The sequence below is a fragment of the Oceanobacillus kimchii X50 genome, from assembly GCF_000340475.1.
Lineage (GTDB): Bacteria > Bacillota > Bacilli > Bacillales > Amphibacillaceae > Oceanobacillus > Oceanobacillus kimchii.
Map to the genome: position 1 here is coordinate 2,489,361 of NZ_CM001792.1, position 22,592 is coordinate 2,511,952.

Genomic DNA, 22,592 nt, shown 5'->3' on the forward strand with positions numbered 1-22,592 from the left:
TTAAATTCCTCCTAAAATATCATTTATTAGATTTGCATTATTCCTTGCCCTTTCGGCAATTAATTGTCTTTCTTTCATTTCTTCGCCTGTAATGTCAGTAATATCGTTATCTGTTAATTGCTTAGGTACGTTTTTATACTTAGCAAATAAATCTTGGCTAATTGAAGCAGCCATTTTGTTTTCTTCTTGAACCACATCGCACAACCCATACACATATGCTTCATCTGCACTTAGCCACGTTTCTGCATCTAACATTTCTTGAAGTTTTTCATCTGATAGTTTGTCTCCTGCTTTTTCAAGATAAGATTGTTTACTAGAATTACTGATACGATCTAAATCATCTGCCTGCTTTCGTAAATCAGCAGAATTACCAGCTACTATCGTCCATGCATTGTGAATCATCAGCATAGAGTTTTTTGGCATATAAATGGTATCTCCAGCCATAGCAATTACACTTGCTATAGATGCAGCTAAAGCATCTATATAAACATTGACTTGCGCTTTGTGTCTTTTTAACATGTTGTGAATTGCTATACCTTCGAAAACGGAACCACCAGGAGAATTAATGTATAAATTTATCGTAGATATATCTCCCAGATTATCTAAATCATCCTTAAAGGTAGTTGCTGTGGTATCTTCTTCAATCCATTGATAGCGCTCAATGTCTCCGTAAATAAAAATATCTCCTGACTTTTGATCAGCAGACATCTTCATATCCCAAAACTTTTTAATTTTCGCTCCCATAATCTCTTATCACCACCTTTCAAGGCATAATAAAAACACGTATTAAACGTGTTATTCATCTTTTTTGTTATTTGTTTTTCTTTCGCTTGGATCTAAATCAATTGGATACAAATCTCCACTAACCCACAACTTAGAAGCATTTCCGCCAAGAGGTTGATCATCTTCTTTCATCCTTACTTCATCTGGTGTGAGCCAACCATTCCTAATAGCTTTAGCGTAATACTCACCCTGAACAGCAGTATCAGCACGTAATAAGGCTTTGACGTTAAATTTAAAATAATAACCAGCTTTTCTTTGAACTGGTGTAAGTAACTTTTTATTAAATTCTTGTTCATACTGTCTGACAATTGGCATAAGCGTAAGGTCCACATACACCCTCATAAAATGTTCATTACTTGAGTAGCTTTGACCTTCATTATCATTAAGCATCGTAACTGGTATATTAAATACATTCGCAACACGTGATCTAGTTATTCTCTCTGTAGCCAACGTATCCGCAGCAACGTATTTTCTTTCCAGTTCATTAATCTCTACTCCTGGCTCTTGGAACAGAATACCACCATTTTCTTGATAGAAACGTTTAAAATCAGCAATTACTTTATCACGTTTTTCGTTATCAATATTAGCTGCGTATTTTAGTATAAAAGAGTTTGGCGCACTTTTCATTTCCTTCAAGCTAAACTCTCTCACGGCTTTATCAAAGTCATTCGCATTACTTAACACTTCTATTGGATTAATGCCTTTTATACTGTTGGACCCAATAATGTGTTTAACATGAAGCATTTCCATGTTATGAATATAGTATCTATTCCCATCTTCACCTAGAATTTGATACCACAATTCTTTTGTATTGGATTCTAGTACAGGTTCAACATAATCCGGGTTGATTAATGTTAATTTGGTTGGTTGTTGACGAATATCTCTTTCTATCAAGGCATATCCATTTCCTTTTTCATTTCGATTGGTTTCTAAATTACGAATAAATTCAAAACCAGTCATATTAGAATTAGGATTATGAAGTAATACATCAGAAGCTTGATTACTAGCTAAACTGTAATTTTCATAAAGCTTTAAAGGTAATGTAGCCACACTGTTTGATAGTCTAGTAACTACACTAAATATCGTTTCATTTGTCGCTAGTGTGGAGTTGTCAAAGCCCCAGAAAGTACGATTTGCCCATGAACTAAAATCAAATTGCTTACCTTTCCATGCCATGTAAGCACCAAAGGCAGCGTTTTTTACTCGTTGAAATATCTTCAATTTATCACCACCCTTCAAAGTATTAGATATTAGATCACCACCTTATTTTAGTAAATCAGCCATACTGACAACTCCAATATCTCCGTCACTACTAGCGACTATCAACTTCTCCATTACTTTTGTATGAGCGTTTAATAATGCAGCAAAACCATCTATTTTACGATACCTACCTGCTTTTGTCGGCATTCGGTTATTGTTTCTATCCTTCACAAGCTCAACATTATTGATATACCACCGTAGTAACGGATTTTCATTAAATATAACTTTTCCATCTAGGAACATTTCTTTCAAATCATCTAACGCTGGACCTAATGTAACAAACCCTTGTCGCACTACTTCGGTAACATATCCTTTTTCCTCCAGTGATTTGTTTAATCTAAAGGCTTTTGCTGGGTCATACGTTATTAATTCAACATTATAGATATTCGCTTGTTCTTCGAGCCATTTTTCTACAATATCTTTGTTTATATATTCTTCATCCACAATGGTTAGATAACCCAACCTTTCCCACTCTCGGTAAGGTATCTTTTCGTTATTTTCAATTACTTTCTTAAGCGGTATCCATGAGTGAGATAATACAAAAACCTCACCAGTATCTAACGGAAATTCTAGGCAAGCACTTGTAAAATCCTCGGAATCAGATAAATCATAACCTCCAACAGCTTGCGCTCCTCTCATTGCTTTTACATCCATATGTTTATCGTTTTTTTCTAATGTCTTGAAATCAATGAACGGAACCTTACTGCCGTTCGCAAAGATATTAAATTGCTTTGTTATGAAGTCTGATCGTTCTTCTGGAGTACGCTTGTCCTTATCCCAATCGCCTGTTAAAACATCTAAATCAAGAGAAACGCCCATATTTGGATTAGCTTTAATCCAATTTTCGGGTTGATCAAATTCTTTTTCGCTATCTAATTCAGCTAAATAATAAAATGTTCTTTCGTCTTGAATTGCTCCTTCTAAGACTTGAACTCCATCATCATAATATTTAACCAATGGACCATCTAATTGGTATCCTGCTGTAGTAATATATAAAATTAAAGGTTGTTTACGAGAACCACGTGATTTTTTCATTACGTTAATCAATTTATAGTCTTTAAACTCGTGAATCTCATCAAACACACCTAAATGCGTGTTTAATCCATCTAGTTTTTCACTATCTGATGCCCTAGGTTCGATTGTAGAAAATGTTTTATCGTACTTTATTTCATCACGCTTTGCATTAAACTGTTTATTCAACTTAGGTGATTTCTTAACCATTTTTTTAGCTTCTTCAAAGATGATTCCTGCTTGTTGCTTTGTATTGGCTAAAAGGAACACATCCGCTCCATTTTCCCCATCTTTAGAGAAAGAATAGAGAGATAAGCCACTAATTAAGGTCGACTTTCCATTTTTTCGACCAATAAAAATAAGACCCTCTCGAAAGCGTCTTATACCTGTGTCTTTATGAACCCAACCATATAATGAACCAATGACGAAGTGTTGCCACGGTTGGGCTACTAGTTGATTAAAATCACCTTTTGATGGTTTACAAAACTTTTCGATAAATCGTACCGGACGATGCCCTTTATCTTCTACGAATATCCATGGGAACTCGTCTGTTCCTTGCCTTTTTAAGTCGTTAAGGTGTCTTTTTGCAGCCAATATGTTATTTTTACTAGCTACAATGCTACCTTTTACTAATTGTTCCGCATACCAAGTAGTGAGTAATTTATCTGATGGTATTTCTAAAATGTTTCCTTTCTTAACCTGTTCTTTTTTCCATGTAATAAAGCTAAAACTTTGCTTTGCTTTTTTAACGTTTTTAGAAATTGTCGAAGTCGTTGTCATCTTCATTCACTACTTTCTTTCGTTGAGCAGGAGTAAGACCAAGAGACTTCAACAGGTTATTTAATGTTTGTACAGTTTTGGTTAACTCGATAGAAAGAGGATTTTTAACTAAGTTTGTTGCTCCAGCTTTATTGGTGTATTCGTACATTAAATCAGACTTTTTAAGTTCCTTTTTCATCCTGGTGTAAAATTCGTGTGTTTCAATATATAGCTGAATAAGTTCCTCGTCTGATTCTTGATAACTCTCACCCAAATAAGCTTTTATCTTAGCTGCAGTTGGTTTTGCCATACATATTCCTCCTTTCTATTGGTATTACCCCCCTTCATAAAAAAATTCCTGCGGTGTAAAGGAAGGGGCGGCACGCTCTGGACATATTCACACCCACACAATTATGGGTAGGGGGTTACCTACCAGAATGAATCTGGATTAGAATTTACTTCAAATGTTTTTATTCTTTTTGATTTTGTTTTCGATTTACTTTGTCCAAAACCTTTCTCTGGATGTAAATCGTTATGACATTCATAGCAAACACTTATTAGGTTCTCCTCGTCCAATGCCTTACTAGGATCATCCTTAAGGTGTACGATGTGATGCACAGTATTAGCTGGAGTTGGTTCATCCTGCTCCATACATACCTGACATAGATACCCGTCTCTTTCTAGTACGGTACCCCTGCATTTTTCCCATAGGCCAGTTTTATAAAATGCATCTCTCATTTTTTGGGTTAGCTTTGTTTTACTAGTCCATGTGTTAGGAAGTATCTTCATTTATATCAGTCCATATTTTCTACCTGTGCTTTTAATGTGTTATGGATTAGTAATATCTTCTTACGTAATCTTACTAACTTATTCTTCTGTTTAATTTTTAGTGGGTATATGTTCTGGAGCCGTTTTATTTCAGCCTGTATTTTCTTCAGTTCATCATCTAGATAGTGAGTTGTGTATTGTGCTTTACAGTTAGGGCATTCAATATAGTATCGTTCAATGTTGTTAGGTAGTTGTTCTTTAAGATTTGTGTTTAAATGCGTTAGTTCATATTCATATTGGCATTCGTTACAGGTTATACACATTTAATTTCACCTCCAAATAAAAAAGAACCATCCATTATTGGACAGCTCTTAATTTATTCTTCTTCATTATGTTCTTTACTAGTCAAGTTCTTTCTTTTTTTCAAATGCTTCCTCTATTAAAGTATTGTACATATAATTATTACTAGAATTCCTATAGATTATAGCAGTTACTAGAAATATACTAACTAAAAAGAATAAAAATACAATACCCGCAATCTGGATTGCAGTAGTCATAAGTTCCGAAAAATTAATAGACTGAATTAATTCATTTAAGTTATCTTGGTTGATATCCTCTTGGTTTATTTGGACAAAATGATTTAGAGAAGAAAGTATTAGTTGTGACCCAATTGTAACTAACAAAAATATCGAAGTGCAACTAACCGTAAAAAAAGCTACAAATAAACTAATAAAGTAATTATTAAGATAACTGTTATTTTTATCTAAGGTTATTGAAGCATTAATTCTATTTTTCATCATTTTAATTTCTTCCAATGAATGATCGTTACATAAATCATCAACTAATACAATATCATCTTGAATAGTATGCTTTCTAATATTTCCATATCTATTCTTTAAATATTTTATAACTTTCTTTGTTTGCCTAAAATTTCTCACCATTGAATCACCCTGTATTTATATCGGGCTATTGCTCAATTTTTTAATAGCATTAATCCATTTCTGAAAAAAACACCTCTTATTGAGATGTCTCTAGTTAACAACAAGAATTAAAATAATTAACCCTTGTTTTCTCGTGTTTTTTTCAATTCTTCTTTTAATTTCCTAATTTCATCCGGTATCATTTGTATTTTGTAATGAGTTTTAGTGCTTTCATTATCATGAGCAAAGGAAGGTCCTTGGTTTTCAATATTAAACATAAATTTATTTTTATATTTTTTCCCTGCAATGTTTTTATATCTGATTATACCTTTCGATGTATAACAAGCGTTCTTTTCTTCGTATTCACGAATCAACAATAATGGATACTTAATTGAAACACCAGGAGGAATAACAATTTCTTTAATGACTTCGAAAAAACTTTGCCCTTTATGCAAATTAAAAGTGACGTCTGTTTCAAAGTAATCTATGATTGCAGTCTCTGTACCATGATTAGTCACTTCTATTTGAATGAAACCATATCTATTGTAATTTGGTTTCAAAATAATATAAGGTCTGTCCTTATCTTTATTTTGTTTGAGAACAATAGCTGCGATTAATCCAGATATAGAAGCAGCCAAAACAGATAGTGAAGAAACCACTAAAGAAAATTCCTCTACTTGAATACCATAAACCGCTAATGCAATACTACAGAGCATTAATATTATCGTTAATATAATAATCACTAAAAACATTTCATTCCTCCTTTTTATTCTTTAATTCGACATAAATAGAAGAAATACCTGCATAATTTTACCTATTTGATATAATGTAGTTAGCTCAACCAACCGCTTCGCCTCATGGAGGTGAATATATGGCAAAACGTGGCAAATGCTCAGAACATCCACCTCGTAAAGGACCTATGACCGTAAAAGTCAGTCCTTACAAGAAGTCCGATGGAACAAAAGTATCTGGTCACAAACGCCATAAGCCTAAGTAATAATAGTTATATAGGTTTATAAATTATTTTAAAAAAGGAGAAAGTTGGTTGAGCTCCTGCTTTCATTACGTAATCCCCCACCTCCTAACGTAGTCCCTATACTCCCATATTAAAAGCACCTATCTATTCGATAAGTGCCAATTTCTTTGTTTCTCACGATTTTAACTTCTCTACAATTTCATCTGGTATAAACTTACGGTATGAACCCGGATCAACATAACCCATATATCTAGATAAAGCATAATATCTAGAATACAATTCAGCAACGTTACTTCCGTCTGCTTCGTATTGCAGGTGAAGTTGCGTCAATTCCACCGCGACATCTCTATCGTTTCTTTGTACGACTATTTTATCTACCACAATATTCTCCCCTTTCACGACTTACTTCGTCAAATGAGGACTATTTTCCTGCTTGATTTTTAATTTTTACGCAAGTCCCCACCAACAAACGTATATCCCTATCCACCCAACAAAAAAGCACCTACCCAATATGGATAAGCGCTACTTGTTTTTTATGTATATTTACTCTGGCATTGATTCTATTAATTTATCTGACAAAATTTCTTGAGAAATCCAATTTACTACTAATTGAATAAGTTGCTTCAAATCTGTAATCGATTTGTTTTCCCATTTTCTTACAAAATGAGTCTCATCATTTCCTAACCATGCAGCTCTTTTTGCTAACTCTTTTATTCTTACGTGATCAATATGATCTCTAATGCATCTACCAAGAAGCTTGTTTTCAATTGTTTGCTTTTCTTGTTTTTTATAATCAATTAAATAATCTTTAATTAGAAATTCTAATGATTTTCTATAACCCATGCCTGCAACATGCATTAACTGTTCACTTTCAGCTTTCAATGATTCATTATAAATTTCCACAAAAGAAGTTGATAACATTGTAATCTCATCTGAAAACTCTTTTGATTCATTTAATCTAGGTACAGCAAATTCAAATATCCAACGACTATCTGCCCCTCTCCCGTAAACATAAGCCTTGTCTAATCGAAAATATCCGATAAAAAGAAAACTACAGTTGTGTTTTGTGCATTTAAAAATAGATTCAACTCGGTCTTCGGTGGTAATAAAAGAGTCGATCAATTTTGGTACGAGTGAATAATGGCAAATTGGACATTCATCTGGATATCTATCAATATATATAGAGAAAGGTTGTGCTAGGCCGTTAAATTCGTCATAACACTTAATTTGTCTCAAATCTATCCCCCCTTGTATTTTATACATATATATTAACACAAGGGGTTTGATAATTTGATAAAAATAACTAGGATCTTTTAAAGCTTAATATTTTATTAATTAAATCCCTATATTACCACAATAGATTAATTTCAGGTGTCAAAACGGACATTTAACGGACATTTTTCATAAATACAATACATTTCCTATTCTCACTCTTTTAAAATATCTACGCATTGTTGGTGTCATTGCTTTTAAGTTTTTCGTATAGAGAGTACCTTCGTAGCTTTTACCATTCATCCTTGGAATGGAAGAAGGTATTATTTCGGTTATAGTCTGTATCTCTTTTACCCTGTTCGGTTCACTGTAAGTTTCGTTTTCTTCATCATACACTGCGTAGTAGAAATCATTTAGTCCTTTTCCTACCTCCATCCCAGCACCTCCACAGTGGCTTGTACGATTTCATTTCTCCATCTTCTAGCCTGTCTTTCACTCACATTCAATTCAAAAGCTATACCTTCCCAAGTATATTGCTTGTATTTACTCCAATATCTAAGTCTGACCAGCTCTTTATAGTTATCCGGCAACGCATTATATACTTGGTCAATGGCATCAACAACAGTACATAAATATTCAAGCTGTTTATTTGTAGTTAATCGTATTGCTAACTTACCAGTAGGGTCTCCTGGATTTCTAACAGAGTTAACCCCTCCACCTGTATTTGTATCTGGTTCATCATCATATGGATTTATTATGGATTCTCGTAATCTGTTAATTTCGTTCAATGTGTTGTAATATCCAGACCATTCCGATTCCACTTTTTTGAAGGTGATCTTAGTTGGTTTAATGGCTGTTGTCATATATTGACCTCCTACCGTAAATAATCATTAATGATGTTAATACGTAAATTCTCTAATTCTATCAATGTGAGACTGGATAAAGGTCTACCATCAAGAGTATGAACTCCATAGCCTATAATAATGTCCATTAGTTCATTTCTACGTTGTTCTTCTGCTTGCTTCTTCCTTTGTATCTCCAGTTCATTTTCTAGTTGAGCCATTGTTTCACTCCTTGCCTATTAATAAATTGTTTCCTAAACGTATTACTTCTTCACATTCTCTTTCTAAATGGTCGAGACAATCATTCATTGTGTAACTATTGTAATAACCATCCAAACGTTTTTGATAACCCCTCAGAACATCCATTACGTTGTATGAGTATCCTCTTTTGTTAATAAATTCCCTTATTTTGCGATGTGATTCATGTTCACCCATATTAGACCTCCTTAATATCCTCTTGCTTAGCTATATTTTCAGCCGTTCTACTTATAGCTAGTAATGAATTAGCAATCGCGCAAGACGTTGCTTTTTGTTCTTGCTGTGATAGATCGTATTTATCTCTAAAAGCTATTAATCTTTCAACCTCGTTAATTAGTTCTCTAATTTTTTGTGTAGATGTCTGAAACATTTTTATATTCCTCCTTTTTAATATCCAGATTCCTGTCTAGCATGATTAACTTTGTTTTTATCTAGATAGGCTTGTTCTATTTGTTCTGTGGTGAAGCCTAGTAGTTCACCTAAACCGACTAAAGAATTAAACAAATTGAGATAAAGCAAACCTGCTTTTGAACTGTTTCTATCCCTGATGTTTTCATATAAATCTAAGATTTTTTTATTTGTCCACAGGAAATGATCTGTTATATCTAGCATTTTCTTAGGTGAAAAATACTCTTTAAGAGAATCAATATTAATATTCAAATCCAATCCAATCGACAATATAAAGTGGAGACAATCAACGTATTCTTCTAGTAGTGGGTTGGATTTACAAATTTCACATTCGTTATATGGTCCTAATAATGGTGAGTTTTTACTCACTCCACCTATACAATTATCGCATCCTTTAAAGTGTTTAGTTCTTGGCTGTGGATTCTCTTTCCAAAACTTAAACCCTCTCCACTCATTAGCTAACTCTCCTAACTCCACTTGTAAAGCTAGTATCTTTTTATCTAGTAGGTCCTGTCCTTGTAAGCCTTTTTTAACTTCGATATGTTTATCTAAATCATCTTGTATTGTCATTAATTTATTTAGATTCATTGTTTAACCTCCATAGTCTATTTGATTTCATATGTTTCTTTACCGAACAACTTTTCCATTTCATCCCTATCTGCTTTTATCCATTCTCCGTAAGCAAATCCACAATAACCACAATGATATTCAACATGCCAATAGCCTTCTTTGCTGTTTATCCCTTGACTGCAACAACTTATCCCAACTGCTCTATCGTGTTTGCAAAATAATTGCTTAATTCTATTTTTAAAGCTGACATTCAGCTTCATCCCTCTACCTCCACACCCCATATTTATATAACTTCAAACACTTTCCTGCACCCACATTCCTAAATTAACTGCTGCGAGTCTGTTTTCTTCATTCCCTCGTTCTGCATAAATGGGAGATGAATAAAAATAAACGGTACTCTCATCAATACCTAAACGCCTAGCACAATTTTCTAACGTGTCCATGAATAAAAATTTATCGCCTTTATAAATCGCAAATTCTTGTTTGCTTTCAAGGATTATTGCATTGCGCTTCGTGTCATCGCCTTGTTTTGCATATTTGATATAGTTGTATATGCTTGATCTGCCAACTCCCAGCTTTTTAGCACATTCGGTTACTGTTCCAGTAGCAATAAGATTTAATCCGTCATAGACCTCTATATATTTTTCCTTAGACATCAGAACCAACTACTCCAAGGTTTATCTGCTTTGATTTTTAGGAAGCAATAAATACAATTCTTTTTGTTCTTACATTTGCATTTATCCATGTGTTCACCCCTTCAACTCATTCATGAGATTAATAGCCTTACTCCCTCGTACTACTGATCTATCCCAAAACTGTATATAAGCATCGTTTTCTAATCCATGACCACAGCAGGCGTTCATAACATTTGGTAGTGTTCCTAGACATCCGTCATGTCCTTCTGGTGTGCTAAACAATCCACAATGCCCACAGCTTCTTTCCTGCCATTTTCCTACTGTTGATTCTTTGGTATCGCTATATACCCACTCAGTGCCGTTGTGCTCTATTGGATGACCTCTAAAGCGTGATTTAGCTGTCATCCCTCTACTCCCTTCAATGCATCGCTAACAATGTGGTGAATTGTATAAGTTGATGGTTGGTATTCTCTTGGATTAATTGTTAAAGACTTAACTTCTTCCAAAGCCTGTTTGTAGCGCTTATTTTTCTCTCTTAATTCCTGATTTGTAACGTAATACGATTGGGCAGTGTCCTTCCATTCGTCCTTTTCTTTCTCCAACTCCTCCACCTTAGCTTGTAGTTCTTCTGCCTTTTGTGCTTGGTGGATAATATAATCAATTAATTCCTGTTCTTTGTCAGTAATAGGCTCGTGATCATTTGCAACACCTAATTTGTGCAATAATGTTGCTTCTGCTTTTAAAAATTGTTTATTTTCCAACCTACTCATTCCATTCCCTCCAAAACCATCACATCAGGACTCAACGTATTCCAATTCCACATAACAGGATTAGGGCTGTCATTTATATGAACAAGTGGCATTTCGCCAAGCCAACCTAATTCCGTGATCGTTCCTTTATTTCCGTTCACATCTTGTAGCACCATACCTACTCTTAAATATCCAACATCAATTAACCTTTTACTCATCCCTAGATTCCTCCAATGCTTCTCCAGTAATGTTTAATACTTTTCTTAAAAATTCATTTCCACCGTAGCGACTACAAGATTCTTTTACTAGATTTTCAATAGATTCTAATTTGCTTTCTAGTTCTTCCGCTTTCTCAGCTTCTCCGAGCAACCAACTAATTGCTCCAGGATGTAAATTAAAGTCCACTTTCTCGCCATTCGCTAATTTATCTATTCTATCCCTGTACCATTGAGTAAGTTCTGTTAATTTATCTTCCATCCCTAAAACCCTCCCGGCTTAATTTGATAAATCTAATCTATCTTTTTCAAAACAAGAAACTTTATATTGATCTTTAACGTTCTCATAAGATTCCCAATTGCCGTCTTTGAAATAGACAGTTGTTCCTTCACTGAATTCAAGTACTCTTTCTACAACCGGCGAATAACTATGTCCTTTATCGTAAAGAGCGTCATTCTCTCTCAACTCCCAAACTTCCCTACCATGCTTCGCCCACCATCTACGCTCTTTTTCTTGTTTTATTTCTTCTGGTGTGGCGTGGCGTGTATTTCCGTGACCAGATGTATTTGGCGCGCCATCAAGAGTTTCTATTTGAATAGAACCTATAGGGAGTATTTCAACCACCCGATAAAATCCTTCTTCTTGTCTGTCCTTCCACTTGACCATTACATAATCGCCTTTCTTAAACTCCGATTCTATTTCATATCCATTTTCAATTAATAAGGCTCGAGCAAAGTCACCAGTTGACATTTGAGCTATTTTTAAATCCGGTCTTTTGTTATATGGGTGTATCGCAATTGCATAGTCTACCTGTTGCTTACCACCTTCCTTAATATCCTCTATTTCTTCCGCCTGTTCCTTCGTCACTTTTACTTTCTCCATCCTTACTACCTCCCTTTGTTATCTGAACCGGTTATAACCATTTCCAGATCATTGCGCCTTCTACATCTATACACCCTAACTTTAAGTCCTTCTTTAGACTTCCTAACTCCACCCACAGCTGTATCTAAATCCTTGAGTTTACCGTTCATGCTTTTAAGGACAGGCACTACATGTTTTAATTCTTCGTTCTGGTCTTTTAATACTCTGCGCTTGCGTAAAACGTCCTGCATTTGTTTATATGCTTTAAAACCATCACGAGCGTTTAAATCAACTAGCTCCATATAATGCATTAAGTCCATTCGTTCTTGCTCCAGTTGCTTAATCTGATCTAAATTATCTCCGTATATTTTTGGTAATTCTCTAATAGCATCACGAACATGATTTATGGTTTGTTCAATGTCCATTCCCTCACTCCTCACCAATTTTTAAAGAGTTCATAATATGTTTTTTGCCAATATTGGGATAACTTAGGATTGAATTTGTTTGTTGTTCCTTGCCTTCTGCGTTCGCTTATTTTGAATTTAATTATCATTTCACACCTCTGATTGATACCTTGATATAGTTTGTAATCCGTTTAGTTCGCTTTGCAACGCTCTTAATGATTCGACTGAACTTTTGTATTTACCATCTGCTAGATCACGAGCAAGTTTTAATTCTGCTACATTTCCACGTGCTACATCCGGTATAAGAGTAGCTTGTACTCCTTTTGCTTTGAGTTTCATAATCTCGATGGATAGAGCTTGTCTATACTCGTACTCTGTTTCAGCTTTTTCACGAGCCATTTTGTGTATTTCATTAGTTGCCTTTTCGATACGTCTACTTGCATGTATCATCATCTGGATAATGTTCTGGAGTTCCATTAGATAAACTCCTTGATATTGACCTGTATTCTAGGATTCTCTTTATCAATGACGAATCTGTGAGATACATCACCAATCTGTTTCCAACCGTCATTTTTGAGTACTCCTGCCTTTACCAACCCATCAAAGATAAATTTCTGACCAGCCATGATGTTATCTTTATCTTGGCGTTTATCTATGCAATACCAGACAATCTCAAAATCTGCGCTCTCTACTTTTTCTAGATTCATAGCATGAATTTGTACTAATGCAGTAAAATCTTTCTTCATGTTGGAATACTGCATGTGGTGTTTTTTGCTTGCTGCAATGATTTTATTCATGTTAGGTAAAGCTCCTGGTATTTCGAATGTTTGCATGGTGTAATCGTTTCTCCCTTCAAATGGTCCTACAAATTCGCCATCTACTACTGCTCTATGAATCAATGCAATGAATACATCAACTTCATGTGAATTAGTCATTTTTGCAATATCTTTGTATCCAAAACCTTCTAGATTCAATTCAACAATTTCATTAAAATTCGATTCTTCAGGTTTGAAATTAAATCCATCGAGTAAAAATATGCGTTTTTCTGCTACTTTCATTTATTCATCACCGCCAATGACTTTCTTAGATGTTCTAAATTACGGTCAAATTCAGCATGCTGTTGTTTAATACATTCAGAGTTATTACAAGGCTCAATTACTACGAACGAGCTATAATACTGCGTTTTGCACTCACACATCTATTTCAGTCCTTTCATTCGATGGTCTGGACCTTTTACTTGAAGTATCTCTGCTCCAGATGCCATCCTGCTTAATATTCGTTTACCATGTGTTTCACCGTACTTCTTTTTAACCTCAGCACTACTGTAATTTAAGTTGTATAGGTTACATTTGCCCTGCCTGCTATCTAATATTTGATAAGTTATATCACCGGACCATGTTTCAAAGCCATTATCTGACTTAGATCGTTCTCCTGCTATTTCGTCTAAAATAAGCACGTCAGCTTTTGAAATGGTTTCTAAGATGATTGATTCGGTTAAATCCGTTTGACCCTTATACGTGCTTTGTATGAGCTTCATAAGCTCTGGTACTTTGGCAAAGATAACAATTTTATTTACTTCAAAGTTCTTATTCTTGCCTTGCCAATCTCGACCAGTCCACAATACCTTTTGTTTTTCTAATTCTCGTGCAGCACATCGGAATAAATGTGATTTCCCTGTACCAGGGTCGCCCTGAAGTACCAAAGCTTGATGTTTATCTTGTATTAATTCTTGTACTAGATTCATAGCTTCAATTTGTTCATTTGTCTTTGGCACATAATCCTCAAAGGTGACATTTTCAAGTTCTGGTGGTATATAATTAATCGTTTTTGCCTTGTTTGCCAATTCTCGCCTTTTTAAAGGCTCATAGCCGTCCGTTTGTTGTTTGGTTAGTTTAGTATTCTCACAGGTTAAACAAACGCTGTATTGCTCTCCTTTGCGTTCATAAATGGGAACTGTGCTTTTACAAGTCTCACAAGTTCGAGAGCCTACTTGTTCAATTCCTTGTGATTTTAGTATGTTTACATCTTTAATTGATTTCATAAGCACCACCTAAAACATTTGATCATATGCGTCAATTGGTTTCTGTTCAACTTGTTGATTGAGATAACCTTCAAACTTATTCCCAAAGAGTGTTTCTGGTCTTAGATACTGGCTCATTTTAGAGTCGTTCTTCCATTCCGTCACCTTGGTATCTACGACCTTTTTAAAATCATCTAACCTAAATCCTTCATTCCAACGAGCTTTAATACATGTCTTGGTTTTATTGGTTGATGATTTATATTTTTTTCCTGCAGAAGAATTTAGGTAATCGATTATTTCAGAGAAGGGAATGTTTTTTACTTCTTCTTCTCTTTCTTCTTCTACTTCTCTTTCTATTTCTCTTTCTATTTCTCTTTCTTCCCCTAGGTCTATACCTACCGTATCTATACCGTATCCATACTCTTTACATTTTGTAATAAAAAGTTGCACGAACCCTTCATACTTCACGCTTTCTAACTCTTTCTTAATAAGTGAAGTTACCTTTGGAGAGTTAATCCAGTTAAACTTCGTCCAATTTAAAATCATAATCTCTCGTGTCGGTTCGTGATAAGAAATTTTTCCATATTCTTCAAAACGATGAATTAATTTATCAACTGTTTCTCTGTTGTAGCCTGTTTCAGTTTCCATAATTCTTTTAGGAAGCTCATATATGCCACATTGAGAAGTTTTACTATTTGTCATAAGGTACAAGTAGAAATATTTTTCTTCCGGTGTTAGGTCCAGAACAAACCCATCCTGCCAAAACTCCACATGAACTTGCCTGTATTTAGCCATTTTCAACCACCTTTATAAAATTAATTGGCATATTCTTGTCCAAATCTGATATACTGTTATAAATAACTTTTTGTAAGAGAGGGAATGGTGCTGTAACACCACCCCTTACATTGGTCTCCATGCTTCAATCCATGCGACAGCCTCGTCAAAGTCTTGTCGCTTAATCTCACGATAGGTTGGAGCTTGGAATGCTCTTCTTAAATTGCTATGAATATTTGAGTACATTTGTCTTTTGGTTTCCAATGGACCCATAACCCCATCGTTATATAACCTTTCCACACGTCTTTTCACTGAATGATTTACAGCAGTAGCTTGCCCATGATTCAAGGTAAGCTCATTGTCAAACCTTTCTTCTAAACTACTAACCTTATTTTTAACTTCCGTTATCTCTTTTGATGATTGTAAAGATAACTCCATAGATGCGATTAATTGTTCTTTTTCTGATAACACTTTAGGTGCATTTAATTTCTTTTCCATTCGTCTAAATTCTGTGATGTACTTCTCTTTAAATTGTGCAGCAATCTTTCCTGTGTATCCCATTACTAGAAATGAAAATCCATCTTGGGAAATGTAATACATTGGATAATCCTTACCTCTGTTTTGATAGAGTGACTCCTTAAAATTTAGGAGCGAAAAATCTTCACTGCATTCTAAATTACGAATATCTTTTATCACATTGTCATGCCTTTTATTAAATACTTCTGCAATCGTTAAACTATCCGTTACTACCTCTTTATCTTTAATAAACACTAAATCTTTATCCATGTTTTATCCCCTTTCGCATATAGCGTAATGTTTTCTAACTTCTACAACGTGATATCCTTTATAACGTGACATGTATTGTTTTACTAATTTCAATAAATGATCTTCATCTTTTGCTATACTCCACAGCATTTTAGGTAATATAACCCTAGTTGTTACTTGAGACTCCATAGTATTCCATCAACTCCTGTCTTTTAGATAATCGCCACTCCCTACCATCCTTGGTGTAATCAGCAAAATGATGACAGGTTCCAGAGTTAACAGATGGACCACAAAGTAATGCTACATTCCAAGGCTCATCACCTCGACCACCCTGCGAAGCTTGTTCCAAATGAGCCATTTCAAAAGCATATGACTGATATGTTCCGCAACGTTCACATTGACCACCAGAGCGGTGTTTAACTTCTTCACGTACTTTAGGTGTAATCTTGCTTAACCGCCCACGTTTGGGTTTTCTGCGCTTATGGTTTGGCTTAGGCACAGGCTGCATATAATCACTCCTTTGGAAATATCATTAAATCCCTGCAATGTTCTAGATATTCCACTCTCTGCCTGTGTTCCTGTAATTGCGTTGTACTAATGTTCACTGGTATTTCAAAAAGCTTGTACACGTCTAATGAGTCAAAAGGATAAAGCAGTCTTTCTTCATCAACTTGATATGCAATGATTGAAGCATTTGGAAGCTCAAATACATACATATAATGAATAAGTTGACGTTTGTAATTCGGTGGTATTTTACCGCTTATAAGCCATTCGAATGCTTTAGAAGTTGCTTTTACATCCGATACCTTATCACCCAAAATATAGTCAGTATTTGCTCTTGCTATGCCTTTTACTTTGGATTCATCACGTATCCCTATAACTCCGTTTTCCGATTCATATAAATCTATAATGTCGTGTTCTAAGATAGTTCCAATAGCCATGCTTTTATTATTAAATTCTTCTTCCGGTACTTCTGCTAACTTCTTTTCCCACCACTTTATAAAAGTCTTAGTGTCGTATTTCATGTAAATCATATTGGCTTCCGAACCACCGATATATTTAAATCGATCACTGGTTGTTGTTATCATTTAGAATCACATCCAATTGACCAATAACGATTTTCTTAGCTGCATGATCATTTGAACGATATAACTTAGTAAAATCTTCTTTAGAACTTTGGAGAATGTCGTATAATTCTTCTTTGCTTCCGACCTTTTGCAACGCTCTAGCAAATAATGAAGTTATCTGGTCATTTAATGATTTAGTTTCGTCTTGATTCATTTCTTTCTGTATATCTTTATCTGTATTGATAATGTGTTCTTCTTTAATCCAAAGGCTAAGACCTAAACCAGTGTTAATCGCTACAGCTTTTACGAATCCACGTTGTTTTGCTTTGTTTATGTCTAGTTGAGTAGGGTTACTAACTACATAGATTCCATTTACTACTGGGTAATCTTCTTCATACTTCTGACCATCAACTTCTACCCAAACCCTCACAAATGGTGATTCTCCGTTATGGTTGTAAAAGCATGGATAGCCTTGCTCGTTATAGATCATTCCGTATTTAACATTTTCAGCTCCATTTTCATGTAGCAACTTAATGCAGTTAGCCCACTCTAGGTAATCCAATGTTTGTTTTGAATTCTTTTTGACTGGTCTTTTTGCAACCTCTTTCGATATATCTAAATTAAATAATTCTTGAAATGATTTTAAAGCCATGGTTTACCTCCTACATGAAATCCGATAGTTTATGCCCTGCTTCTCTCATATCACGTTCTTGTTCAGTTAATCCGTATGGGTTGGATGGTTCAGCTTTTTCTTCGACAAGACAAAATACTTTAAGGTCTTCAATATAAAAATATTTTTTGTATGGATAAATGAGGTCACTTCATTCTTCATAAAATACTTCTTGATCATTAATAATTTGATCGAATATAAAATCTGTAACGTGCAATTGTGGACCAGTGTAATCAATAGTTAATGAAATAAACTCCCTATCGTTGTTAATAACTTCTACAGCTTCAACCATTTTATTTAAATCCATTTCCAAAACACCTTTCCTTGTGGTATAATCCACATTAATAATTTAGTTTTCTGACTCACTGACTGCCATCAGTGGGTTTTTTCATGCAATTACTAGATAGATTAATAGAGTTATTACGAGTGAACCGATTAAAGCATCTTTCAATATCTCTCACCTCCTTTCAAGTAGTAAAGATTGAACAAATATAGAAACCTACTAGAGATGCTACAAACAAACCAACATAATAATTGCCACTTTCACCTATGCGCTTAAACATAAGTTTTACTTCCAACATAAGTCCAAGCCTGTTCATCAACTTCACGATCTATTTTCTTTCTGTTTAGTGACATTAATGTTTCAAGTGAGTGATTCATTTCAGCAAGTACATCATTCTTTGTACTGAACTCTGCATTTTCAGCCATGTTCACTGCTTTCATTGTGGAGTTAAATAGATTTTCCACGGTGTCCAATACTGTTGCGTAATCTTCGATTAGATAGTGTTCCTTTAGCATGTCTTGACCTCCCTACTAGTTAATACGAATTGATAAGTTGTTTTCGCACATCTAACATATAATACCCATGAGATTTCCAATTCGCGCACTTTAGCTAGCATCATCTTCTGACCAGAACAAATCATCTAAAGTACAACCGAATAATTTACATAGTCTCTTAGCTTCTGAGATTGTAAATTCACCTCTACCACTTTCTTTTCTGTAATAAGTTTGTTTGTCTATGCCGAGAAACTTAGCTGTTTTTTCTTGGTTCATTCGTTTTTCTCTTCTTAAGATGAATAATTTATGATGAATTTTGAACACCCCCTTCAAAAGTTCATGATTCTTGAACTATGTTCGCAAAAAAATTTCATCATATTCCTTATTGAACAATTCGCTAATCCAAAACGTTTCTTGAAGCTTAAAAGCAGATCTCCCTTGTTCCTTTCTGATGTACGTCTTAGTAGAAATACTTAAATATTTTGCCATATCTTCATAACTTAAATTATGAAGTTCGCGCAATGTTACTAACTTTTTTTGAATGTTATTCTCACAAACGTTTTTGTTATTTCCACTAAGAAAGATAGAATTAGCATCTTTTGTCTTGATTTCCAATACCTCCCTCCCTTGGATAGGTTCATAATACATGAACTTATATGCTTAAGTCAATACAAATATTCAAATATCTTGAAAAAATATGTTTAAATATCATAAAATATGATATTATATAGATAAAATTAATATTCGATGGAGGATTTAAGATGAACGAGAAAGCGTTAAAGGAATTTGTAGGAGAAAGAATTAAGAATAGAAGAAAGTTGAAAAAAATGACACAAAAAGAATTAGGGGACAAAATCGGCGTCAGAAATAATACTGTTTCTCAATATGAAAAAGGAATTTCTTCACCAGATCACAATAAATTATTTGATATAGCACAAGCATTGGATTGTAATGTGGATGAGTTCTTTCCAGAAAAACAACATAACGAGCTAGAGAGAGCATTAAAACTTGCAGAAAGATTAGAAGTAAAAGACGTTGAATTTTTGAACACATTGATTGAAAAGACCCTCTCACTAAGTGAAAGCGAAAGGGAAAAGTTTTTTGAAAGCATTAAGTTTACAGTTGAATACTACGATAAAATGAAATAATTATTTAAATAATTCAGTCTTTACGAGTTATGACTTCTACATATTCAATTAATAGTTGAAACTCATCTTCAGTCAATTCTACCATCGCCCCTTATGTATGAAAATTTGAGTAAATGAGGTGTCTGTTTGGCTTTTAAAGTCGGAAGATGCCTACTTCAACATCAACTTGATGTTCGTAATATGACTCAAAAAGAATTGGCTTATAAATTAAATATCACGCCTCAGCAAATTAGTAAGTATGTTAGAAATAAGCAAAAAATGTCGATTGAGGTTGCTGGTAACATTGCCATGATATTAGGTTGTAATATTGAACATCTATATGAGTGGATTGAAGTAGGTAAACAAGAGTAGATTGTATCTACTCACCGGCTTAAATCAGCTGAACAGCTTATAAATAAGGACTATTTACTTACTAATATTATCTAATATTTACCAATGTTTGTACAATGGTAAAAAGTACCAATGTTGTTTCGTTAATGTTATTATATCATTATACGAACATATGTTCTAGTATTATTTTTGAAAGGAGAACAAAATCATGGCAGTTTACAAAGATAAACAAAGCGGAAAATATTATTTTTACTTAAAAATATACCAAAAAAACGGTAAAGTTCGACAGGTTAAAAGAAGGGGTTTTGATTCTTCAAGGGAAGCAAAAAAAGCTGAAGCTATATTTTTAGCTGATTTAGAATTTGAAGAAGAGAATGAAGAAAATCCAACATTTGAATTTGTAGCTGAAGAGTATATGGCTTGGTATAAAAAAAGAAGAAAAGAATCTTCTTACAGTAAGATCAGTGGGATAATAAATAATAATCTAGTTCCTCTTTTCGGAAATAAGAAACTTAAACAAATAAGAGTTCGAGACATAACACGATTCCAAGATAAACTTATTGATCAGTATGCTCCCTCGCATGTAAAAAAGATTCATACAGTTATGTCTGCTATTTTTAATTTTGCTATTAAACAGGAATACACAAAAGAAAACCCCGCTAAGATTGCAGGTAATGTTGATTTAGAAGAAGAAAAGCATATTAATTTTTGGACGTTAGATGAGTTCAAAGAGTTTATACAGCATGTAGATGATTTTCTATATTACGTATTATTTATGACCTTGTATTATAGTGGAATGCGTAAAGGGGAACTACTAGCCCTCACGTGGGCAGATATAGACTTTGAGAACAATACGATCAGCATAAATAAAACGTCTTACAATCGAAATATAACTACACCTAAAACAAAACAATCTGTTAGAACTATATTGATGCCTAAGCATGTTATGAGATTATTGTCTCAATTAAAAGCCCAAAACAACCCTAAAATATCTTATGTAGTGTTCGGAGAATTTCACGATCATGTATCAACTACAAACTTAGATAGACGGTTCGCTAAGTACGTTGCAGCTTCAGAAGTTAAAAAGATACGATTGCATGACTTTAGACACTCACACGCAACTTATTTAATTAATAGAGGGTATATACCAGCTTTAATCGCTAAGCGATTAGGTCACAGTGTTGCAACCACGTTGAATATTTATAGTCATTTATATCCTTCTACAGAACAAGAAGCCATCAACCAGATGGAAGATGACTTCAAGCAAGCAAAAATATTAGAATTTAAACGTGAATCGTAAAATGTATTCCATTTTGTATACCACCATTTTACAAACCCTGTTAAATCAACGAAAGTTATGTATTGGTGGAGACGGAGGGAGTCGAACCCTCGTCCAAGGATATCGCCACTCAGGCTTCTACACGCGTAGTTGGTATATTATCATTCGCTCTCATGTCGGCCTACCAACAGGCTTTCATGGAGCTAGCCTGATTAGTTTCATCTACAAATCCCCAGGCGGAGGATCGTAGCATAGCCCGCTTAATTTGAGACCCTTCAATCTGCCACACGGGCAATGCCAGGAAGGATCGTTTTAGGCTACTTACGCAGCTGCTAAAACAGGTTGATTGTTTTCTTTGCCAGTTATATTTAGGCATAACGTTTTACGAGCCGTAACCTCGACGTGCAACCTGAGCTCAATCTATCCCTGTCGAATCCGTAACGTCCCCATAAGGAGAGAAACGCTCGGGAATGAGCTCATTTCTGATATTTAATTATATACTTATTATAACAAACCCAGGCTAAAAATCAAGTACTGGCAACATTTAGCAAAGATTAACGCATATGATCTTTAATGGCACGATCCACATCTCGTTTCATTTGCTTCTGTTTTAGATCTTCTCGCTTATCATATTTCTTTTTCCCTTTTCCAAGACCAATTAAAACTTTAGCAAATCCATTTTTTAAATAAATTTTTAATGGCACTAATGCATATCCCTGTTGTTGTGTTAAACCAATTAATTTATCAATTTCCTTTCGATGCAATAATAATTTACGAGATCGGGTTGGATCATGATTATAACGGTTTCCTTGCTCATATTCTGCTATATGCAAATTAATTAATTGTACTTCACCTTTTCTATCTATTCGCGCATGTGAATCTTTAATGTTTACTCTACCATTACGAATTGATTTGATTTCAGTTCCATGAAGAACGATACCAGCTTCGTACGTATCCTCTATGAAATAATCATGTGAAGCTTTTTTATTTTGTGCAATTACTTTTCCATTTCCTTTTGGCATAACCGTTCCTCCTACTAATGTGTGTTCAAAATGAAGATGAAAAGGACGAGTAAATTGACACATATCGTGAAATTGTAGATAATTCTCCTTTGTATCGAATTATCACTC

General features: G+C 34.4%; 40 protein-coding genes and 1 other RNA gene. 4 read left to right on the forward strand and 37 right to left on the reverse strand.

What is annotated here, in order from left to right; genetic code table 11:
• From C794_RS12985 to C794_RS13020, 7 genes are all read right to left on the reverse strand, one after another.
• Positions 1-744 carry a head maturation protease, ClpP-related gene (locus C794_RS12985; protein WP_017797574.1) on the reverse strand — a complete coding sequence of 248 codons (744 nt, stop codon included), beginning with the start codon at positions 742-744 and terminating at the stop codon, positions 1-3.
• Positions 745-795: 51 nt separating this feature from the next.
• Positions 796-2,004, reverse strand: coding sequence for a phage portal protein (locus tag C794_RS12990; protein WP_017797575.1), 1,209 nt, complete (start codon positions 2,002-2,004; stop codon positions 796-798).
• 42 nt (positions 2,005-2,046) lie between these two features.
• Entirely contained in the window at positions 2,047-3,840 is a 1,794-nt protein-coding gene (locus C794_RS12995) for a terminase large subunit (RefSeq protein ID WP_017797576.1), read from the reverse strand.
• Positions 3,809-4,123, reverse strand: coding sequence for a phage terminase small subunit P27 family (locus tag C794_RS13000; protein ID WP_017797577.1), 315 nt, complete (start codon positions 4,121-4,123; stop codon positions 3,809-3,811). The genes C794_RS12995 and C794_RS13000 overlap by 32 nt, the downstream gene beginning before the upstream one ends.
• Positions 4,124-4,242: 119 nt before the next feature.
• The gene (locus C794_RS13005) at positions 4,243-4,602 is read right to left on the reverse strand and encodes an HNH endonuclease (RefSeq protein WP_017797578.1); all 360 of its coding nucleotides are present in this window, start codon (positions 4,600-4,602) and stop codon (positions 4,243-4,245) included.
• A 380-nt stretch (positions 4,603-4,982) separates the two neighbouring features.
• The gene (locus C794_RS13015; RefSeq protein ID WP_017797580.1) at positions 4,983-5,522 is read right to left on the reverse strand and encodes a hypothetical protein; all 540 of its coding nucleotides are present in this window, start codon (positions 5,520-5,522) and stop codon (positions 4,983-4,985) included.
• A gap of 116 nt (positions 5,523-5,638) precedes the next feature.
• A complete protein-coding gene (locus C794_RS13020) occupies positions 5,639-6,253 on the reverse strand; it encodes a hypothetical protein (RefSeq protein ID WP_017797581.1) in 615 nt (204 codons plus the stop codon).
• Between the two features lie 119 nt (positions 6,254-6,372).
• Between C794_RS13020 and C794_RS21190 the strand changes: the two genes are divergently transcribed.
• Positions 6,373-6,498 carry a hypothetical protein gene (locus tag C794_RS21190; RefSeq protein ID WP_017797582.1) on the forward strand — a complete coding sequence of 42 codons (126 nt, stop codon included), beginning with the start codon at positions 6,373-6,375 and terminating at the stop codon, positions 6,496-6,498.
• 153 nt (positions 6,499-6,651) lie between these two features.
• Here the strand turns inward: C794_RS21190 and C794_RS13030 are convergent, their stop codons facing one another.
• The 28 genes from C794_RS13030 to C794_RS19875 all read right to left on the reverse strand — a co-directional run bounded on the left by C794_RS13030 (position 6,652) and on the right by C794_RS19875 (position 19,320).
• Positions 6,652-6,858: a hypothetical protein gene (locus tag C794_RS13030; protein ID WP_017797583.1), complete on the reverse strand. Its 207-nt coding sequence runs from the start codon at positions 6,856-6,858 to the stop codon at positions 6,652-6,654.
• 162 nt (positions 6,859-7,020) lie between these two features.
• Positions 7,021-7,713: a DUF4145 domain-containing protein gene (locus C794_RS19860; protein ID WP_017797584.1), complete on the reverse strand. Its 693-nt coding sequence runs from the start codon at positions 7,711-7,713 to the stop codon at positions 7,021-7,023.
• Between the two features lie 165 nt (positions 7,714-7,878).
• Entirely contained in the window at positions 7,879-8,124 is a 246-nt protein-coding gene (locus C794_RS13040; RefSeq protein WP_017797585.1) for a hypothetical protein, read from the reverse strand.
• Complete coding sequence (locus C794_RS13045; protein ID WP_017797586.1) at positions 8,115-8,552, reverse strand: hypothetical protein; 438 nt, start codon at positions 8,550-8,552, stop codon at positions 8,115-8,117. The genes C794_RS13040 and C794_RS13045 overlap by 10 nt, the downstream gene beginning before the upstream one ends.
• Before the next feature lie 11 nt (positions 8,553-8,563).
• Entirely contained in the window at positions 8,564-8,752 is a 189-nt protein-coding gene (locus C794_RS13050; protein WP_017797587.1) for a hypothetical protein, read from the reverse strand.
• Between the two features lie 4 nt (positions 8,753-8,756).
• Complete coding sequence (locus C794_RS13055; protein WP_017797588.1) at positions 8,757-8,966, reverse strand: hypothetical protein; 210 nt, start codon at positions 8,964-8,966, stop codon at positions 8,757-8,759.
• A gap of 1 nt (position 8,967) precedes the next feature.
• Positions 8,968-9,159 (reverse strand): hypothetical protein, encoded by a 192-nt coding sequence (locus C794_RS13060; RefSeq protein WP_017797589.1) that lies wholly within the window; start codon positions 9,157-9,159, stop codon positions 8,968-8,970.
• Between the two features lie 17 nt (positions 9,160-9,176).
• The gene (locus tag C794_RS13065) at positions 9,177-9,785 is read right to left on the reverse strand and encodes a dUTP diphosphatase (protein ID WP_017797590.1); all 609 of its coding nucleotides are present in this window, start codon (positions 9,783-9,785) and stop codon (positions 9,177-9,179) included.
• 17 nt (positions 9,786-9,802) lie between these two features.
• Entirely contained in the window at positions 9,803-10,027 is a 225-nt protein-coding gene (locus C794_RS13070; protein WP_017797591.1) for a hypothetical protein, read from the reverse strand.
• 33 nt (positions 10,028-10,060) lie between these two features.
• Positions 10,061-10,423, reverse strand: a complete 363-nt coding sequence (locus C794_RS19865; protein WP_017797592.1) for a putative transcriptional regulator — start codon at positions 10,421-10,423, stop codon at positions 10,061-10,063.
• Positions 10,424-10,516: 93 nt separating this feature from the next.
• Positions 10,517-10,807, reverse strand: coding sequence for a hypothetical protein (locus C794_RS13085; RefSeq protein WP_017797594.1), 291 nt, complete (start codon positions 10,805-10,807; stop codon positions 10,517-10,519).
• The gene (locus C794_RS13090; RefSeq protein ID WP_017797595.1) at positions 10,804-11,172 is read right to left on the reverse strand and encodes a hypothetical protein; all 369 of its coding nucleotides are present in this window, start codon (positions 11,170-11,172) and stop codon (positions 10,804-10,806) included. Before C794_RS13090 ends, C794_RS13085 begins: the two co-directional genes overlap by 4 nt.
• Positions 11,169-11,369: a hypothetical protein gene (locus C794_RS13095; RefSeq protein WP_017797596.1), complete on the reverse strand. Its 201-nt coding sequence runs from the start codon at positions 11,367-11,369 to the stop codon at positions 11,169-11,171. Before C794_RS13095 ends, C794_RS13090 begins: the two co-directional genes overlap by 4 nt.
• The gene (locus C794_RS13100; protein ID WP_017797597.1) at positions 11,362-11,628 is read right to left on the reverse strand and encodes a hypothetical protein; all 267 of its coding nucleotides are present in this window, start codon (positions 11,626-11,628) and stop codon (positions 11,362-11,364) included. The genes C794_RS13095 and C794_RS13100 overlap by 8 nt, the downstream gene beginning before the upstream one ends.
• An 18-nt stretch (positions 11,629-11,646) precedes the next feature.
• Positions 11,647-12,249, reverse strand: a complete 603-nt coding sequence (locus C794_RS13105) for a hypothetical protein (RefSeq protein ID WP_017797598.1) — start codon at positions 12,247-12,249, stop codon at positions 11,647-11,649.
• Between the two features lie 5 nt (positions 12,250-12,254).
• Entirely contained in the window at positions 12,255-12,653 is a 399-nt protein-coding gene (locus tag C794_RS13110; protein ID WP_017797599.1) for a hypothetical protein, read from the reverse strand.
• Positions 12,654-12,782: 129 nt separating this feature from the next.
• Positions 12,783-13,109: a hypothetical protein gene (locus C794_RS13115; protein WP_017797600.1), complete on the reverse strand. Its 327-nt coding sequence runs from the start codon at positions 13,107-13,109 to the stop codon at positions 12,783-12,785.
• Positions 13,109-13,690 (reverse strand): RusA family crossover junction endodeoxyribonuclease, encoded by a 582-nt coding sequence (locus C794_RS21040; RefSeq protein WP_017797601.1) that lies wholly within the window; start codon positions 13,688-13,690, stop codon positions 13,109-13,111. Before C794_RS21040 ends, C794_RS13115 begins: the two co-directional genes overlap by 1 nt.
• 140 nt (positions 13,691-13,830) lie before the next feature.
• Positions 13,831-14,673, reverse strand: coding sequence for a P-loop NTPase family protein (locus tag C794_RS13125; protein ID WP_017797602.1), 843 nt, complete (start codon positions 14,671-14,673; stop codon positions 13,831-13,833).
• A 9-nt stretch (positions 14,674-14,682) separates the two neighbouring features.
• A complete protein-coding gene (locus C794_RS13130) occupies positions 14,683-15,447 on the reverse strand; it encodes a conserved phage C-terminal domain-containing protein (protein WP_017797603.1) in 765 nt (254 codons plus the stop codon).
• A gap of 105 nt (positions 15,448-15,552) precedes the next feature.
• Entirely contained in the window at positions 15,553-16,212 is a 660-nt protein-coding gene (locus C794_RS13135) for a phage regulatory protein (RefSeq protein WP_017797604.1), read from the reverse strand.
• A 145-nt stretch (positions 16,213-16,357) separates the two neighbouring features.
• Positions 16,358-16,699: an HNH endonuclease gene (locus C794_RS13145; RefSeq protein WP_017797606.1), complete on the reverse strand. Its 342-nt coding sequence runs from the start codon at positions 16,697-16,699 to the stop codon at positions 16,358-16,360.
• 4 nt (positions 16,700-16,703) lie between these two features.
• Positions 16,704-17,279: a YqaJ viral recombinase family protein gene (locus tag C794_RS13150; protein WP_017797607.1), complete on the reverse strand. Its 576-nt coding sequence runs from the start codon at positions 17,277-17,279 to the stop codon at positions 16,704-16,706.
• Entirely contained in the window at positions 17,260-17,910 is a 651-nt protein-coding gene (locus C794_RS20165) for a Sak single strand annealing protein (protein WP_017797608.1), read from the reverse strand. The genes C794_RS13150 and C794_RS20165 overlap by 20 nt, the downstream gene beginning before the upstream one ends.
• 169 nt (positions 17,911-18,079) lie before the next feature.
• Positions 18,080-18,235, reverse strand: a complete 156-nt coding sequence (locus C794_RS20715; protein WP_017797609.1) for a hypothetical protein — start codon at positions 18,233-18,235, stop codon at positions 18,080-18,082.
• Between the two features lie 248 nt (positions 18,236-18,483).
• Positions 18,484-18,726, reverse strand: coding sequence for a hypothetical protein (locus tag C794_RS13165; protein ID WP_017797610.1), 243 nt, complete (start codon positions 18,724-18,726; stop codon positions 18,484-18,486).
• A gap of 90 nt (positions 18,727-18,816) precedes the next feature.
• Complete coding sequence (locus C794_RS13170; RefSeq protein ID WP_268258102.1) at positions 18,817-19,029, reverse strand: helix-turn-helix transcriptional regulator; 213 nt, start codon at positions 19,027-19,029, stop codon at positions 18,817-18,819.
• Positions 19,030-19,056: 27 nt separating this feature from the next.
• Complete coding sequence (locus C794_RS19875; RefSeq protein ID WP_017797612.1) at positions 19,057-19,320, reverse strand: helix-turn-helix transcriptional regulator; 264 nt, start codon at positions 19,318-19,320, stop codon at positions 19,057-19,059.
• Between the two features lie 146 nt (positions 19,321-19,466).
• Between C794_RS19875 and C794_RS20170 the strand changes: the two genes are divergently transcribed.
• From C794_RS20170 to C794_RS13190, 3 genes are all read left to right on the forward strand, one after another.
• Positions 19,467-19,853 (forward strand): helix-turn-helix domain-containing protein, encoded by a 387-nt coding sequence (locus tag C794_RS20170; protein WP_017797613.1) that lies wholly within the window; start codon positions 19,467-19,469, stop codon positions 19,851-19,853.
• 126 nt (positions 19,854-19,979) lie between these two features.
• Positions 19,980-20,204 carry a helix-turn-helix transcriptional regulator gene (locus tag C794_RS13185; RefSeq protein WP_017797614.1) on the forward strand — a complete coding sequence of 75 codons (225 nt, stop codon included), beginning with the start codon at positions 19,980-19,982 and terminating at the stop codon, positions 20,202-20,204.
• A 187-nt stretch (positions 20,205-20,391) separates the two neighbouring features.
• Positions 20,392-21,483, forward strand: coding sequence for a site-specific integrase (locus C794_RS13190; protein WP_017797615.1), 1,092 nt, complete (start codon positions 20,392-20,394; stop codon positions 21,481-21,483).
• A gap of 63 nt (positions 21,484-21,546) precedes the next feature.
• Here C794_RS13190 and ssrA read toward each other — a convergent pair.
• Positions 21,547-21,910: a transfer-messenger RNA gene (gene ssrA, locus C794_RS20485) on the reverse strand.
• A 106-nt stretch (positions 21,911-22,016) separates the two neighbouring features.
• Complete coding sequence (smpB, locus tag C794_RS13195; RefSeq protein ID WP_011066817.1) at positions 22,017-22,484, reverse strand: SsrA-binding protein SmpB; 468 nt, start codon at positions 22,482-22,484, stop codon at positions 22,017-22,019.
• Between the last annotated feature and the right edge of the window lie 108 nt (positions 22,485-22,592).